General features: G+C 69.4%; 11 protein-coding genes and 1 pseudogene. 3 read left to right on the top strand and 9 right to left on the bottom strand.

The genetic code is table 11. The features are described 5' to 3' along the window. Positions 1 to 153: 153 nt before the first annotated feature. On the bottom strand, positions 154 to 456 hold the full coding sequence (locus ACFTE1_RS16745; RefSeq protein ID WP_380621628.1) for a hypothetical protein: 303 nt from the start codon (positions 454 to 456) through the stop codon (positions 154 to 156). A 108-nt stretch (positions 457 to 564) separates the two neighbouring features. Next, a complete protein-coding gene (locus ACFTE1_RS16740; RefSeq protein WP_380621626.1) occupies positions 565 to 2139 on the bottom strand; it encodes a S8 family peptidase in 1575 nt (524 codons plus the stop codon). A gap of 382 nt (positions 2140 to 2521) precedes the next feature. Here ACFTE1_RS16740 and ACFTE1_RS16735 point away from each other — a divergent pair, with 382 nt between their 5' ends. Then, positions 2522 to 2725 carry a cold-shock protein gene (locus ACFTE1_RS16735; RefSeq protein ID WP_380621623.1) on the top strand — a complete coding sequence of 68 codons (204 nt, stop codon included), beginning with the start codon at positions 2522 to 2524 and terminating at the stop codon, positions 2723 to 2725. A gap of 305 nt (positions 2726 to 3030) precedes the next feature. Here the strand turns inward: ACFTE1_RS16735 and ACFTE1_RS16730 are convergent. Further along, a pseudogene (locus ACFTE1_RS16730) lies at positions 3031 to 3507 on the bottom strand (Lrp/AsnC family transcriptional regulator); the annotation flags it as partial. 192 nt (positions 3508 to 3699) lie between these two features. Here ACFTE1_RS16730 and hppD point away from each other — a divergent pair. Next, positions 3700 to 4881, top strand: coding sequence for a 4-hydroxyphenylpyruvate dioxygenase (gene hppD / locus ACFTE1_RS16725; RefSeq protein WP_380621621.1), 1182 nt, complete (start codon positions 3700 to 3702; stop codon positions 4879 to 4881). A 58-nt stretch (positions 4882 to 4939) separates the two neighbouring features. Here hppD and ACFTE1_RS16720 read toward each other — a convergent pair whose 3' ends face one another. The 4 genes from ACFTE1_RS16720 to ACFTE1_RS16705 form a co-directional block, all read right to left on the bottom strand. Beyond that, positions 4940 to 6037: an NAD(P)-binding domain-containing protein gene (locus ACFTE1_RS16720; RefSeq protein WP_380621619.1), complete on the bottom strand. Its 1098-nt coding sequence runs from the start codon at positions 6035 to 6037 to the stop codon at positions 4940 to 4942. 39 nt (positions 6038 to 6076) lie between these two features. Further along, positions 6077 to 7012 carry an alpha/beta fold hydrolase gene (locus ACFTE1_RS16715; RefSeq protein WP_380621617.1) on the bottom strand — a complete coding sequence of 312 codons (936 nt, stop codon included), beginning with the start codon at positions 7010 to 7012 and terminating at the stop codon, positions 6077 to 6079. A 92-nt stretch (positions 7013 to 7104) separates the two neighbouring features. Then, on the bottom strand, positions 7105 to 9033 hold the full coding sequence (locus ACFTE1_RS16710) for an ABC transporter ATP-binding protein (RefSeq protein ID WP_380621615.1): 1929 nt from the start codon (positions 9031 to 9033) through the stop codon (positions 7105 to 7107). Then, entirely contained in the window at positions 9030 to 10661 is a 1632-nt protein-coding gene (locus ACFTE1_RS16705) for an ABC transporter transmembrane domain-containing protein (RefSeq protein ID WP_380621613.1), read from the bottom strand. The genes ACFTE1_RS16710 and ACFTE1_RS16705 overlap by 4 nt, the downstream gene beginning before the upstream one ends. Before the next feature lie 1008 nt (positions 10662 to 11669). Between ACFTE1_RS16705 and ahcY the strand changes: the two genes are divergently transcribed. Beyond that, entirely contained in the window at positions 11670 to 13133 is a 1464-nt protein-coding gene (ahcY, locus tag ACFTE1_RS16700) for an adenosylhomocysteinase (RefSeq protein ID WP_380621611.1), read from the top strand. A 257-nt stretch (positions 13134 to 13390) separates the two neighbouring features. On the opposite strand, the gene moeZ is transcribed toward ahcY, so the two are convergent. Together moeZ and ACFTE1_RS16690 are read right to left on the bottom strand one after the other, a co-directional pair. Continuing rightward, complete coding sequence (gene moeZ / locus ACFTE1_RS16695; protein ID WP_380621609.1) at positions 13391 to 14569, bottom strand: adenylyltransferase/sulfurtransferase MoeZ; 1179 nt, start codon at positions 14567 to 14569, stop codon at positions 13391 to 13393. A 92-nt stretch (positions 14570 to 14661) separates the two neighbouring features. Then, positions 14662 to 15522, bottom strand: coding sequence for a DUF3152 domain-containing protein (locus tag ACFTE1_RS16690; RefSeq protein WP_380621607.1), 861 nt, complete (start codon positions 15520 to 15522; stop codon positions 14662 to 14664). Between the last annotated feature and the right edge of the window lie 33 nt (positions 15523 to 15555).

Genomic DNA, 15555 nt, shown 5'->3' with positions numbered 1-15555 from the left:
TACGCAAGGGGCGGAATCGTGTCCCAGTGCGTCAGATCTGTTTCTGTTCTTTCGCGTGGTCGAGGCGTCCTGGCGGACGTCCGACCGCGCGAAAGGGCGGAGACGGGGTGCCGGGGCGCGATTCCGCGGTCACCACAGCCAGGAAGCAACCGTCTAGGGGACCGCGAGCGCGTCCACGGCGCGGGCGATCTTCGCGCCCAGGTCGTCCGTCCAGCCGGGGACCTGGCGGGAGCGCAGGTAGAGGTCCTGGGAGTAGATGACGATGGCCGGGGACGCGCAGTTGTGCAGGGCCGCCATAACGGCCGGCGGGCGCTCGGCGACAGGGCAGTCGGCCGCCTCTCGGGGTATCAGGTAGACGTGCCGCGACCGCTCGTCGAACCGGACGTCGAAGGCGTCGCCGTCGTGGGTGACGGAGCCGAGGTCGGCCGTGTCGGGCGGCAGGTAGAGGACTGGCATCGGACTCTCCTTGTGGGATAAGGGCGTTGCCTCATCGGCGGGGTCGAGCGCCGAAGCGGGCGGCCGCGCGGGGATGACACCGCGCGACCGCCCTTCTCTGGCGGTGAATCAAGGCTGCGTGGAACCGATGGTGTAGGAGCCGCTTCCGGAGTAGGAGTAGGCGACCCAGCGGTAGTAGCCGGCGGTGCCGTCGTACGAGACCGTCTCCTCCGAGGAGGCCGAGGTGCCCGAGGCGACCGACGACCAGGAGCTGCCGTTCCAGCGCTGCAGGTAGAGGTCGAAGTCCGCGTCCGACGGGCCGGAGAGGCAGCCGCTGTGGGTGCCGGCACCGGAGTAGTAGTAACCGGAGTCGGGGTGGACGGAGGTCGAGCCGGAGCCCGACAGCGAGCCGGACTCGGTCGCGGCGTGTCCGTCGCAGTCGGACGGGTCGACCGGGTCGGGGTCGGTCGGGTCTCCGCCGTCGGAGCCGTCGAGCATGAACTCGGTGTTCGCGTTCAGGTTCGGCGAGCCGGCGCCGACGTCGGTGAGGGTGTCGGCCGTGGCGTTGCCCAGGATCTGCTGGGTCACCTGGTTCGGCGTGGCGCCCGGGTTGTCGGCGAGGTAGAGCGCGGCGACGCCCGCGAGGTGCGGGGAGGCCATGGAGGTGCCGGTGAAGGCCACGACGTCGGTGTTCGAGTCGTGGCGGGCCGACAGGATGTCGGTTCCGGGGCCGAAGACGTCCACGCAGGTGCCGTAGTTGGAGGTTCCCCGGCCGGTGTAACGGGCGTCGTCGCGGGTCGCGTTGGCGACCGTCAGCACGTTGTCGAAGCGGGCCGGCGCGTAGTTGCACGCGTCGTCGCCGTCGTTGCCGGCGGCGGCCACGACGGCCACGCCCTGGTCCACGGCGTTCTGGACGGCGTCGTAGTAGGCCTGGTCGGTGCCGTCGGAGGCGCCGCCGAGGCTCATGTTGATGACCGCCGGGCGGGAGCCGGAGGAGGCGACCCAGTCGATGGCGGAGATGATGCCCTCGGTGGAGCCGTAGCCGTCGCAGCCGAGGACCTGCACGCCGACCACGTCGGCCTGCGGCGCGACGCCGTACTCGGCGCCGGCGACGGACCCGGCGACGTGGGTGCCGTGGCCGTGGCAGTCGGTGGAGTCGTTCTCACCGGCGAAGGACGGTCCCATGGAGGCGCGGCCTCCGAACTCCTGGTGGTCGGGGTTGATGCCGGTGTCCAGGACGTAGACGGTCGCTCCGGAGCCCTGGGAGTCGGGCGTGGCGTAGGCGTCGTCCAGGGGCAGGTCCTGCTGGTCCAGGCGGTCGGTGCCCCAGTTCGGCGGGTCGTTCTGGGCGATGTCGGACACGCCCATGGTCTGGACGGCCTCGACGTAGGCGATGTCGGTGCGGGAGGCGATCTCCTCGGCCTCGTCGGCCGAGCCGGCGAAGGAGAAGCCGTTGAGGGTGGAGTGGTAGACGCTGCCGAGCTCGGCCGAGTGGGACTCGGCGATGCCGTCGGCGGCCTTGGCGGTGGCCTTCTTCCCGTGGGGAGCGGCGGTGTCGGTGAACACCGCGATGTACTCGCCGGAGACCGCGTCGGGGCTGTCGGACGCGAGGATCTCCGCCTCGCCGCCCTGGGCGAACGCGGTGGAGGCGAAGGGAATGGTGAAGGCCGCGGCCACGCTCGCCGCGCCTGCGGCGGCGAGCACGCGGGTTCTCGCGGAGCGTGAATGGAATGGACTCATCTGGGGTAATCCGTTTCTGTACCGGGGCCCGGCGGCGGTCGCCGCCGGTGGTCCGCGCATCGAGAAGAGTGACTTCTCTAGCGGATTTTTGAACGATACGATCGGACGTGCGAATGATTCAATAGGGAATACCCTTGCCGGGTCCATGCCCTCGACAATGAACATTCCTTGAAGATCAAGTGGATCCCCGCGAGTCGCCGGGGAGAGGCATGTCTCATGACAGGACTTGGTGGCGGCGTCACATCTGGGATACGGTGAGGTGTCGGCCTCGCGGCGGTCGAGCCGATGGAACACGGGTCGTATATCGAACGGCCCAGGAACACAACCGCCGAACAAGGAGAAAAACATGGCCACCGGCACTGTTAAATGGTTCAACAGCGACAAGGGCTACGGCTTCATCGCACAAGACGACGGTGGCGACGATGTCTTCGCGCACGTCTCCAACGTCGGGGATCCCTCTGTGAGGGAGCTCGACGAGGGCCAGAAGGTCGAATTCGACATCGCGCGCAGCCCCAAGGGCCTGCAGGCGGAGAACATCGCCCTGAAGTAGAGGCTACGGCTTCCAGGGTCTGCTCCGGCGGCATCGTCCGCCGAGGGGCAGACCCTTGGTTCTTTTGCAAGGGGCCGTCTCGGAGTGGAAACTCCGGGGCGGCCCTTTCGCCGTCTCCGGGCCGGGGCGGCGCCGGAGGTCCCGCGCCCCCCGCCGACCGCCCGCACCGCCTCAATGAGCGATCGCTGCTTCGGTCCCCGCCCCCGCATACCCCTGGCGCGCCCTGTGCGGGCCCTGGGGCCGTCAGCGGCCCCTGATGCAGGCCCGAGGACCCCTAACTGCCCCTGGTTCGGCACGCGCTTCGGGGCGGCCGTCGCGGCCACCAGCGGCAGGGTCCGGTACGGGATCCGCTCGGCCAGGGCGATGACCGACGACGCCCGCTGCACCCCCGGCGTGGACACGACCTGGTCGATCACGTGCTGCAGGTCGGCGTTCGTGCGCGCCACGACCCGGCACATCATGTCCCCCGAACCGGAGACGGTGTGCGCCTCCAGCACGTAGGGGATCTTCGACAGCTCGGCCGAGACCGAGCGGTGCCCGTTGTCCTGCCGCAGCTCCAGGGTCACGAAGGCCGTCACGTCGTAGCCGAGGGCCTCGGGGTCGACGTCCGGCCCGAACCCGGTGACGACGCCGCGCTCGCGCAGCTTGTCGAGCCGGGCCTGGATGGTCCCCCGCGCGACTCCGAGACGCCGGGAGTACTCCATGACGCCGAGGCGCGGTTCGGTGGTGAGGAGGGCGATCAGTTTGGCATCGAGAACATCGATTTGCGGTGAGGTGGTCATAGTGGCCAGAGTAACTTAGGAATGTGGGGTAAATCTGTACAGGGTGCGCAGTCATTTCGGGGCCAGTTGCGCGGTCCGGAATCCGGCGGGCAAGATCTGAATATGACTTGCGTCCCAACGGCGCGGTTTTTGCTGTGAACAGCGGTTTCGCGGGCGATCCACGCGCCGCCTGGCTCAACGAGGAGACGAATCATGGTTGACACCCCGATCAACGAGGCCCAGCTAGTCGGAGCCGTCGAACACGACATCGACGCCGACTCCTTCCCGATCAAGGGCTGGGACCACGTCCGGTACTACGTGGGAAACGCCAAGCAGGCCGCCCACTACTACTCGACGGCCTTCGGGATGAACTGCGTTGCCTACCGGGGTCCTGAGCAGGGCTTCCGCGAGCACGCCGAGTACGTGATGAAGTCCGGCGGCGTCTACTTCGTCCTCGCCGGCGGCGTCACCAAGGACTCCGCCGCGACCAAGCACTACGCCGAGCACGGCGACGGCGTCATCGAGGTCGCCATCGAGGTCCCCGACGTGGACAAGAACTGGGAGTACGCCCTCAGCCAGGGCGCGATCGCCATCGAGGAGCCCCACGACGTCAGCGACGACAACGGCACGGTCCGCGTCGCGGTCATCGGCACCTACGGCGAGACCCGCAACGTCCTGGTCGACCGCAGCCGCTACGACGGGCCGTTCTGGCCGGGCTTCGTCGAGCGCGGGCCCATCGTCGACCGCTCCGCCAAGATCGAGGCGGGCCTCGAGCCCAAGCGCTTCTTCCAGGCCGTCGACCACATCGTCGGCAATGTCGAGCTGGGCAAGATGCGCGAGTGGGTCGGCTACTACGAGAAGGTCATGGGCTTCACCAACATCGTGGAGTTCGTCGACGACGCCATCGCCACCGAGTACTCGGCGCTGATGAGCAAGGTCGTCGCCAACGGCACCCGCAAGGTCAAGTTCCCGATCAACGAGCCGGCCGAGGGCAAGAAGAAGAGCCAGATCGACGAGTACCTCGAGTTCTACGGCGGCCCGGGCGTCCAGCACCTGGCGCTGGCCACCAACGACATCCTCGCGGCCGTCGACGCCATGAGGGCCAACGGCGTCGAGTTCCTCAACGTTCCGGACGCCTACTACGAGGACCCGGAGCTGCGCGAGCGCATCGGCACCGTCCGCGTCCCGATCGAGGAGCTGCAGAAGCGCAAGATCCTGGTCGACCGCGACGAGGACGGCTACATGCTGCAGATCTTCACCAAGCCCCAGCAGGACCGTCCGACGATGTTCTACGAGATCATCGAGCGCCACGGCTCCCTGAGCTTCGGCAAGGGCAACTTCAAGGCCCTGTTCGAGGCGCTCGAGAAGGAGCAGGACGCGCGCGGCAACCTGTAGGGCCGAGGCCCGTTGACACCGGGGCGGATCAGCCGCCCCGCGTGGACGGCCCGCCTCCCTAGACCCGATCCGGCGCCGGCGCCCGTCTACGGTTGCTCGCGTTTTGACTGGACACCGCCAGCGCCCGGCGGACCGCGCTTCGGCTGGCGCGGTTCGCCCCCACAGTGGACGCCGATGGGCCGTATCCCACAAGCTGGATGCGCTCGTCGGCGTCCGCTTGCGTTCCGGCCAGGGCGATCCCTCCCCGGGGGCCGCGCAGGCGCAGCGGGCCCAGGTGGTCGATGACGGGGCGGAAGCCGGTGGCCCACAGGATCACGTCGGCCTCCAGGACGGTGCCGTCGGCCAAGACGACGCCCTCGGGCACGATCTCGGTGAACACGGGCCGCCGGTCCAGGACCCCGGTGTCGAGGGCCTCCCGCACCTCCGGGGTGACCGGGATGCCGGTGACGGCGACGACCGGCTGGGGCGGCAGCCCTTCGCGGACGCGCCGCTCGACCATCGCGACGGCCTCGGCTCCCCTCCGGCGGTCGAACTCCCCCTCGGCCCACCGGGGCGGCGTGCGCGTCATCCACGTCGTGGAGGCGGCGTAGGGATGGATCTCCATCACGTGCTGGACGCCCGAGATCCCTCCGCCGACGACGATGACCCTCTTCCCGGCGAACTCCCACGGCCCGGCGTAGTCGGCGGTGTGCAACTGGCGGCCCGCGAAGCTCTCGCGGCCGGGGTAGTGCGGCCAGAAGGGCCGCTCCCAGGTGCCGGTGGCATTGATCAGCGCGCCGGCTGTCCACGGCCCCTCCGAGGTCTCCAGGCGCAGGCGCCCGTCCGGCAGGGACTCCACGGAGTCGACCGAGACCGGGCGGCGCACATTGAGGTCGAACCGCTTCTCGTACTCCGCGAAGTACTCGGAGACGACGCCCGAGACGGGCGTGTCGACGGGGACGTCGGGGACGTCCAGGCCCGGCAGTTTGAAGATTCCGTTCACGGTCCGGAAGGTCAGTGTCGGCCACCGGAACTGCCACGCGCCTCCGGGAGCGGGGGCGCGGTCGAGGACGGCGAAGTCGTCCGGGGCCGACAGGCCGGCCCGCCGCAGGTGGTAGGCGGCGCCGAGCCCTGCCTGGCCCGCGCCGACGACGATCACTCGAGCATCGCGTTGCACGCCGTTCTCAACGGCGCGGAACCCCGGACTATTTCTCCCTCAGACTGTGTCGTCCGCCCCCAGGAGGTAGGGCGCCTCGCCGACCGGCAGCCGGTGGAAGAAGCGCACCGCCAGGTCGACGATGTCGTTCGGCCGTTCCAGGTGGACGAGGTGGTCGGAGCGGCGGATCTGCACGAACTGCGAGGAGGGGCAGGTCTGCGCCAGCTCCCAGCACAGCTCCGGGGGCGTGAAGGTGTCGTGCTCGCCGACGCCGAAGAGCATCGGCATGGACGGGCCGCGACCGGTGTCCATGGAGTCGAGGTCGAACAGCCGCCTCGTGTTGGCGACGAACTTGGCGACCTCGTCGTCGGGGATGTTCGCCAGCTTCCCCCACAGGATCCGGCGGATGACCGCCAGGCGCTCCACGTCGGCGCCGGGCCTGCGCGTGGTCATCCACTCCACCGCCGTGGTGGCGAACTCGCGGCGCCGCCCGGCGAGGATGTGGGCGATGCCCTCCTCGATGACGTCGCGCAGGTGGTCGGGGATCGAGCGCATGGTGCCGATCATGACGGCCCTCTCGACCAGGTCCGGGCGCCGCTGCGCCAGGCGGTAGCCCACGGCGGTGCCGTAGGAGCCGGCCATGAGGTTGAAACGGCCGGTCGTGCCGCCGTGCAGTCCGGCCGATTCCAGGTGGTCGTCCAGCGCCCGGATGCAGGCGTCGGTGAGGAAGTCGATCCCATACTGGCTGGGCAGGAGGTCCGCCCCGCCCCAACCGGGCAGGTCGACGGCGATGACGTCGGCGTGGTTGGCCAGTCCCTTCAGGATCCGGCCCCAGTCCTCCTTGCGCTGGAAGGCACCGCCGATGAGGACGACCGGGGCGGTGGTGGGGGAGGAGGTCGCGGGGGCGCGGAGGCTCTCGTAGTGGAAGCCGCCGTGCGAGTGGGCGGTGGTGGAAGGGGCGTCGGGGATAGCGGATCTTCTTGTCGCCGTAAGCATTATCGGCCTTCCTGAAGACGACGGATGGCGAACCCTTCGGAGGAGGGTGGTCACTCATCTTAGGAACGCCGGCACGTGAGGCGGCCTTCGAATCACGGCGTGTCGTCGAGAAATGCGCAGATCCCTCGACGGGGTGAGGACCGAACGGCGCGAAAGATCACCCGAACGTCCGGAGGAGAGAGGACGAAACGCGGACCGGGCGGGCACGCGGGCGCCGCCGGGACTGCCTTGCCGTGGGCCGGACGAGCGCGGCGGCTCTCCGGCGGAACCGGTCCGCCGCTCCGTAAGACCTCCTGTCTCCAGGCGGCCCACAGCCGTGCGTACTCGCCGCCCAGCGCCACCAGCTCCTCGTGGGAGCCGAGCTCGGCGATCCCGCCCCCGGAGACCACGGCGACCTGGTCGGCCGTCCGCGCCGCCTCCAGCTGGTGGGCGATGGCCAGCACCGTCCGGCCGTCGAGCGCTCCGGCCAGGGCCGCCTCGATGCCGCCGGCGTTGTCCGGGTCGATCCCGGCGGTCGCCTCGTCGAGGATGACGATCGGCGGGTCGGCGATGATCACCCGCGCCAGGGCCAGCTGCTGGGCCTCGGCCGGGTCGAGCTCCAGCCCGCCGTCGCCGAGGACGGTGTCGAGCCCCTCGTCCAGAGAATCGATCCACGTGGCGCCCACCGCGTCGAGCGCGCCCTTCAACCGCGCGTCGTCGGCCTCCGGGGTGGCCAGGCGCAAGTTGTCGCGCACCGAGGCGTTGAAGACGTAGTGCTCCTGGGTCACGAGGATGAGATGGCGGCGCAGCACCTCGGTGTCGATGTCGGACGCTTCGGCGCCCCCGATCGTCACCGATCCCTTCCTAGGCGCGTCGATCCCGGCCAGCAGGCGGGCCAAGGTCGACTTGCCCGCCCCGGAGGGCCCCACGATCGCCAGCCGCTTGCCCTTCTGCGGACGCAGGTCGAGATCCGTCAGCACGTCGGGACCGTCGCCGTAGCCGAAGGTGACGTTCCGGAAGACGATCTCGTCGCCCTCGGGAACGGACTCGCGCCGCGTCTCGGGAATCGTGCCGACCCCCTCGATGCGCGCCAGCGCCGCCGCGCCCTGCTGGAACTCGATCATGCTGTTCATCATCCGGTACAGGGGCCCGTCCAGGCGCATGGCGAGGATGGCGACGGCGGAGATCGCGCCGATCGTGATGGCCCCGCCGCCCAGGTACCACAACCCGCCCATCAGCGACACGAGGACGATCGGCGTCGCCAGGGACATGTCGGTGGCGGGCAGGAACCACGAGAACAGCCCGAGGATGCGCCGCAGGAGGCGCTGGTGCTCCCCCGCCTCCGTCTCGGTCGCCCGCTCCCTCTCCTCCTGCATCCGGAAGCTCTCGACCGTCTGGGAGCCCTCGGAGGTCGCCCCGAGGCTCTCGGCTATCTCGCTCATGGCGCCCCGCTCGGCCACGAACACGCCCTGCGAGCGCTTCCAGTACCGGCGGAACACGAAGATCAGCGGCGGGAGCACGGTGATGATGCCCAGGCCCAGGACGGGGTGGACGAACACCGCGGCCGCCGCGATGACGGCGACCTCGAGCGCGCCGGACAGCAGCTCCGGGCCGTTGGTGTGGAACAGGGTCGTCGCCGACTGGATGTCCGCCGACGTCCGAGTGGACAGGTCGCCCCGCCCGGCGGCCTCGACGGTGCCCAGGTCCAGGCGGAGGACCCTCTCGGTGAACCGCTCCCGCAGCTGGGCCGCGGCCAGCTCCCCGAACCGGCGCCCGAGCAGGGAGCCGTAGCGGAGGAACACGGCGGCGACGACGATGGAGGCCACGATGCCCGCCGCCGTCCAGTTCAACCGCTCGGACGACCAGCCGGCGCCGATGCCGTCGATGATGGTGCCGAACAGGATCGGGATCAGCGACGTGGCGGCCAGCCCGATCAGGTAGCAGGAGAGGAAGCCGGCGACCAGGCCCTTGCGGGCGGAGCTGAGTCGCAGCAGGGTGTACAGCGCGTCGCGGCCGGCCGCGACGGGAAGTCGTTGTCTCACAGTCGGGTGTCCTCCGCGGCGGATGGGGCGGGAATGCGGGCGGCGGGCGCGCCGCCGGCCTCGTCCAGGTCGATGACGGTGTCGGCCGCGGCCGCCCAGAGTCGCGACGAGGTGACGACCGCCGTCGTCGCACCCTTTCGCTTCCGGGCGACACGCTGCACGATAAGCGCTTCGGTCGCGGCGTCGACGGCCGAGGTCGGCTCGACGGCCAGCAGTACCGAGGGGTCGGCGGCGAGGGCCCGGGCCAGCCCGAGCCGCTGGCGTTGGCCGCCGGAGAGGTTGCGGCCGCCGTTCTCCACGCGGCCCTCCGGACCGCCCAGGGAGCCGAGCACGTCGGCCCCGGCGGCGGTGTCCAGGGCCGCGGCGGCCTCTTCGGACGGCACGCGCAGCGTCTCGGCGAGCGTTCCGGGGAACAGGTAGTCGTTGTCGAGCAGGAGCACTCGGCGGCGCAGGACGTCGTGGTCGAGGTCGGCGAGGGGCACCGAGCCCCAGCGCGCCCCGGACTCGTCGAATCCCGCCAGCCGGCGCATGAGCGCGCGCCCCTCGGGGCGGTGTCGGGTGAGCACGACCGTCAGCTTCCCCGGCTCGATCGCGACGTCGGTCTCGGCGTCGGTCAGCGAACCCGAGGCGTCTGTCTCCGTGCCGGAGCGGTCGGCGGCGGGCAGGCGGAAGAACCGGGCCATCTTCCCGGCCGACACCCAGATCATGACCAGGCCGTTGAACCCGGCGATGACCGACCGGGAGTAGACGACGAGGACCGTGGCGTAGCCCGAGACGGCCACCAGCTCGCCGACGGTGATGGCTCCCGAGGCGGCCCGGTTGGCGCCCAGCCAGATGAGCGCGGCGACCAGGCCCAGCGGCAGGGTGTCGCCCAGGGCCTTGATCCACGAGTCGGAGGACGCCACGCCGAAGCCGGCGTCGAGCACCTTGCGGGACAGCGACCGGTAGTGGCCGTTGAACTGGCGCTCGCCCCCGAGCCCGCGGAGGATGCGCAGGCCGCCGGCGATGTCGCTCGCCTGCGTGGTCAGTGTCGCGGTGGCCTCGCGGTAGGCGTCCTGGCGGGAGTGCAGCCGGTTGAGCAGCGGACCGGCGATGAGGCCGGTGGCGAAGGAGCCGAGGACGGTGACCAGGCCGAGGACGGGGTCGGCGCGCCAGACGAGGGCCGCGCCGGAGCCGAAGACGATCAGGGACATGATGAAGAAGCCCAGGTGCATCGCGGCCGAGCCGAGGCGGAAGGTGTCGTCCGTGGCGAGGTTGGCCATGTCGCCGGAGGTGGTGCGGCCGCGGACGGCGGGGCCGGTGAAGGACAGGTGGCGGGCCATGCCGGTGACGATCCGGTAGCGGTGGCGGGACTCGGCCCGGAAGAGCAGGGCGAATCCGGCTATGAAGATCAGTGCGCTGGCCAGGGCGAAGACGAGGATGAGCCCGGAGTAGAGGAGCAGTTCGCCGTGGGATCCGGAGGGGAGGGCCCGGTCGATGATCATGGAGATGGCCCAGGGGATGGCGAGCCAGGCGATCCCGGCGGCGCCGTAGAGCACGGTGCCCAGGACCATGCGCGTCTTTTCGCTGCGCAGGAGCCAGCCGATCTGTTTGGACCGGGTGTCGGGGGAGAAGGCCTCGGATGTCACGACAGAAGAGTAAGGGAATACGTTCGAAATGTCGATCGCTTAAGCCACTGGTCGTGACCGGCGACAAACCCTGAGACACGGGACACGGAAGACCGCCGGGGGAGCTTGTCACCGCGAGGGTGAATGGTGTATTGTCCGATTCATACGGAATGACTGCTTACTTCCATTCCGCAGACTTGAGAGAGCGTGTGCCCGCAAGCTTTTTTCAGGGGGATACTGGCTGGTGGCCGAAAGGTCACCAGCCTTTTTTCATGTGCGGGTGACGCGCCCCGGAGGCGGCTTCCGTGGTGAGGGTGAAGTCGGGTGAGTCGATCGAAGAGGCTGCGGCCCAGCGGGGGCGGGGACGGATTCTCGGAGAGTGGCCGTTCGCCGTGCCGGCGTTGGGGTTCCGGACACAAAAATGTGCCGGGGGCCACCCCAGACCCCCGGCACTCCCCCCGGTTTGGTATTTCCGCTGTGGGTCCGGTCCGCGATTCGCGATCGCCGTCTGTGACCCTGCGTGTCTACAAGACTACTCGATGTTCCAGTGCTGTCAAGTCCAACCCGCCGAAAACCCGGAGTGAATCCGTTCACCTCACGCCTACGAGGGACATATGGGGGTTGACGAACCGTCGCGCACATGATGGAACAACGGTCTGAACCCTATCACCCCGGCGGGCCCGAACGCTCCGAGGCGCGCCCGCGGAATGCCAGTTCAGGGCGTGATTTTGAACGGCGGCAAGGAGATAGGAATCCTCTATTGCCGGGCGTGTTCCCCCGGGAAGGGGACATCCGCGCTTCCCGGCGGGCCGCCGGGCGCCTCTTCCCCCGTGCCACTTCCTCGGCGCGCCGCTGGGCGCCTCCTCCCCCCCTGGACCTTTTCTCGGGCGCGCCGCCGAGAGCCGAGTCCGTCTCCATCCCGGCGTGTCGCCGAGCGCCCCGCACGATTCCCTCCCCTCCCGACTCCCGACCCTCGGAAACGGGAGCGTCATCCGACTCGGCCGCGAGCGGCCGACGTACCATTCGGTTATGGCCAATACTCTCCAGGGCAGCGACTTCAAAGTCGCCGACCTCAGCCTCGCCGACTTCGGGCGACACGAAATCCGTCTAGCCGAGAACGAGATGCCGGGACTCATGGCGCTGCGCGAACGCCACGCCGCGTCCAAGCCCCTGGAAGGGGCGCGCATCACCGGCTCGCTCCACATGACCATCCAGACGGCGGTCCTCATCGAGACGCTCACCGCGCTCGGCGCGGAGGTCCGCTGGGCCTCCTGCAACATCTACTCCACCCAGGACCACGCCGCGGCGGCCGTCGTCGTCGGCGGCGGGACCCCCGAGTCCCCGCAGGGCGTGCCGGTCTTCGCCTGGAAGGGCGAGACCCTGGAGGAGTACTGGTGGTGCACTTCCCGTGCCTTCGACTGGGGCGACCGCGAGCCGAACCTGATCCTCGACGACGGCGGCGACGCCACCATGCTCGTGGCCAAGGCCGCGGCCTTCGAGTCCGAGGGCGTCAAGCCCGACCCGGAGTCCGGTTCCTCGGAGGAGGAGAAGGTCTTCCTCGCCCTCATCGCCGAGTCCCTCGGCGAGGACGCCACCCGCTACAGCCGCAAGCTCTCCCAGCTCAAGGGCGTCACCGAGGAGACCACGACGGGCGTCCACCGCCTCTACGAGATGGAGCGCGAGGGCACGCTGCCGTTCCCGGCCATCAACGTCAACGACTCGGTCACCAAGTCCAAGTTCGACAACAAGTACGGCTGCCGCCACTCGCTGCCCGACGGCATCAACCGCGCCACCGACGTCCTCATCGGCGGCAAGACCGTCGTCGTCTGCGGCTACGGGGACGTCGGCAAGGGCAGCGCCGAGGCCCTCCGCGGCCAGGGCGCGCGGGTCATCGTCACCGAGGTCGACCCCATCTGCGCCCTCCAGGCGGCCATGGACGGCTACCAGGTCCTGCCGCTGGACGAGGTCGTCGGCCAGGCCGACATCTTCGTCACCTGCACCGGCAACAAGGACATCATCACCGTCGACCACATGCGCCGGATGAAGCACCAGGCGATCGTCGGCAACATCGGCCACTTCGACAATGAGATCGACATGGCCGGCCTGGCCGCCGAGCCGGGTATCGAGAAGCTCAACGTCAAGCCGCAGGTCGACGAGTGGGTCTTCCCGCCGAAGACGGGCGGCGGGGACGGCCACTCCATCCTCGTGCTCTCCGAAGGCCGCCTGCTGAACCTGGGCAACGCCACCGGCCACCCCAGCTTCGTCATGTCGAACTCCTTCACCAACCAGGTCCTGGCCCAGATGGAGCTGCAATCCAAGCTGGAGGAGTACCCGGTCGGCGTGTACACGCTGCCCAAGCACCTGGACGAGGAGGTGGCCCGCCTGCACCTCGACGCGCTCGGAGTCAAGCTGACGACCCTGTCGCAGGAGCAGGCCGACTACATCGGCGTCCCGGTCGAGGGCCCGTACAAGAGCGAGCACTACCGCTACTGAGTCTCGGACGCGCGCCGCTTGAACGCGGACACGCGAAAGGCCCCCGGCGGATGCCGGGGGCCTTTGTCATATCGTTCTAGCGGTTTCTCCCAAGTAGAGCCGCGCGCTTGCGTCGCGGCGTTAGCGCTGGAAGAAGCTCAAGCGCCGTGAGGTGCGTGAGATCGTGCCGATCGCGGCGGTCGATAGGGCTTCCGCCCATCGGCCGGCGGGATCGGTGCGAGATTGCGTGCCTCACGGCGCTTGAGCGGTCACCCACCCTAGTAGCTGGGCAGGCTCGGGTCGACCTGGTTGACCCAGGCCATCACGCCGCCCTGCACGTGCACGGAGTTGGACAGGCCGGCGTTCTTCGCCGCGGCCAGGGCCTCGGCCGAGCGGACGCCGCCCTTGCAGTAGAAGACGACCTGCTTGTCCTGGGGAAGCTGGTCCAGAGCGGCACCGGAGATGATGTTGCCCTTCGGGATCAGCTTGGCGCCGGGGATGCGGACGATGTCCCACTCGGCGGGCTCGCGAACGTCGATCAGCTCGATATTGCGGCCCTCCTTGATCCAGTCGTTCAGCTCGGCGGCGGTGATGGTGGAGTTCTCCACGGCTTTCGAGGCCTCCTCCGTGACGGCTCCGCAGAAGTCGTCGTAGTCGATCAGTTCGGTGACGGTGGCGTTCGGGCCGCAGACGGCGCAGTTGGGGTCCTTGCGGACCTTGATCTTGCGGTACTCCATCTCCAGTCCGTCGTAGACCATCAGCGATCCTACCAGGGGCTCGCCGATACCGGTGATGACTTTGATGGCCTCGTTGACCTGGATCGACCCGATCGAGGCGCACAGGACGCCGAGCACTCCGCCCTCGGCGCACGAGGGAACCATTCCGGGCGGGGGCGGCTCGGGGTAGAGGCAGCGGTAGCAGGGGCCGTGCTCGGCCCAGAAGACGCTGGCCTGGCCGTCGAAGCGGAAGATCGAGCCCCAGACGTAGGGCTTGTTCAGCAGGACGGCGGCGTCGTTGACCATGTAGCGGGTCGCGAAGTTGTCCGTGCCGTCGACGATCAGGTCGTAGCCGGCGAAGATGTCCATGACGTTGTCGTTCGTCAGGGCCTCGTTGTGGATCACGACCTCGGTGTTCGGGTTGATCTCCTTGATCGAGTCGGCGGCGGACTCGGCCTTGGGGCGGTTCACGTCGCTCTGGCCGTGGATGATCTGGCGCTGCAGGTTGGACTCGTCGACGATGTCGAAGTCGACGATGCCGAGCGTGCCCACGCCGGCGGCGGCGAGGTACATCAGCGCGGGGGAGCCCAGGCCGCCCGCGCCCACGCAGAGCACCTTGGCGGTCTTGAGACGGCGCTGGCCGTCCTTGCGGACGTCGGGAATGATGAGGTGGCGCGAGTAGCGCTGGACCTCGTCGACGCTGAGGTCGGCGGTCGGTTCGACAAGTGGCGGCAAACTCATACTCTGATAATGCCGTACCGCGATGCGGATATTCCGCGGGCTCTCAAGGCGTGGGAAACCGGACCGGTGGCGCTGCCGACCGGCGGCGGAGGTCACTCCTCGTCGTAGTCGTCCGGCGGGAGCGCGGGGCCGCCGTACTCGCCGGGCGGTCCGTCGAGGTAGGTCTTCCCGTCGGGGTAGGGCCAGCCGTTGGACTCGCAGCCGCCCAGCTGGTAGGTCTGCTGGGCCATGACCGGCGAGGGCTCGCCCTCCCCGCCGCAGACGTTGTGGCCCATGCCCAGCCGGTGGCCGATCTCGTGGTTCACGACGTACTGGCGGTAGCTCTCCAGGTCGTCGTCCCAGTGCGGGACGCCGCGCAGCCACCGGGCGGAGTTGATGACCACGCTGTCGCCGTTGCGGCAGGAGACGCTGACGTCCTCGGACGAGCCGCACAGGACGCTGCGCTGGTAGGGGCTGGTGAGGTAGAGCGTGAAGTCGGCCGGGTCGTGTTCGCCGACGAAGGTGAACGACCAGTCCCCGGCGATCCAGGAGCGCTCGTCGCTGAGGACGTTGACCGCCTCGGAGGCGAACTCGTCGAGGTCGAGGTCGGCGCCCTTCTCGACGGCGATGTTGAAGTTCAGGTGCTGTCCGCCCTCGCCGATGTCCTCTCCGGTCCCCTCGGCGTAGGTGAAGGACCCGCTGCCGCGGTAACGGAGGGTGCGGGAGGCGGGCTCGCCGTCGTCGTCCTCGGCGGCGGTGCCCGGAGTCGCGGAGGCGGTCGGGGGAGCGATGGACTCGGAGGGCGAGTCCGTGGTGCGGTCCGTGGTGGGGGCGCCGGCCTCTCCCGGGTTGAACTCGTTGTAGGCGACGGCGCCGGCTCCGAGCAGTACCACGGCGGCGACGGCGGTGAGCGCGAGACCGCGCCCTGCCCGACCGGGCCGACCGTTCTTTCTGCTTGGTGCGCTGTCAGTCATGTCCTCTACCTTATCGTCCGATCCGTCCGGGTC

Source organism: Salininema proteolyticum, assembly GCF_042685645.1.
Taxonomy (GTDB): domain Bacteria; phylum Actinomycetota; class Actinomycetes; order Mycobacteriales; family Micromonosporaceae; genus Salininema; species Salininema proteolyticum.
The sequence above is the reverse complement of the archived record's forward strand: the minus strand, read 5'-3'. Positions and strand labels throughout refer to the sequence as shown.

What these genes read in the sequence shown, in the direction of transcription:
- ACFTE1_RS16745 (WP_380621628.1), bottom strand. Translation starts at nt 456, where the DNA reads ATGCCAGTCCTCTACCTGCCGCCCGACACGGCCGACCTCGGCTCCGTC.
- ACFTE1_RS16735 (WP_380621623.1), top strand. Translation starts at nt 2,522, where the DNA reads ATGGCCACCGGCACTGTTAAATGGTTCAACAGCGACAAGGGCTACGGC.
- hppD (WP_380621621.1), top strand. Translation starts at nt 3,700, where the DNA reads ATGGTTGACACCCCGATCAACGAGGCCCAGCTAGTCGGAGCCGTCGAA.
- ACFTE1_RS16715 (WP_380621617.1), bottom strand. Translation starts at nt 7,012, where the DNA reads ATGCTTACGGCGACAAGAAGATCCGCTATCCCCGACGCCCCTTCCACC.
- ahcY (WP_380621611.1), top strand. Translation starts at nt 11,670, where the DNA reads ATGGCCAATACTCTCCAGGGCAGCGACTTCAAAGTCGCCGACCTCAGC.
- moeZ (WP_380621609.1), bottom strand. Translation starts at nt 14,569, where the DNA reads ATGAGTTTGCCGCCACTTGTCGAACCGACCGCCGACCTCAGCGTCGAC.
- ACFTE1_RS16690 (WP_380621607.1), bottom strand. Translation starts at nt 15,522, where the DNA reads ATGACTGACAGCGCACCAAGCAGAAAGAACGGTCGGCCCGGTCGGGCA.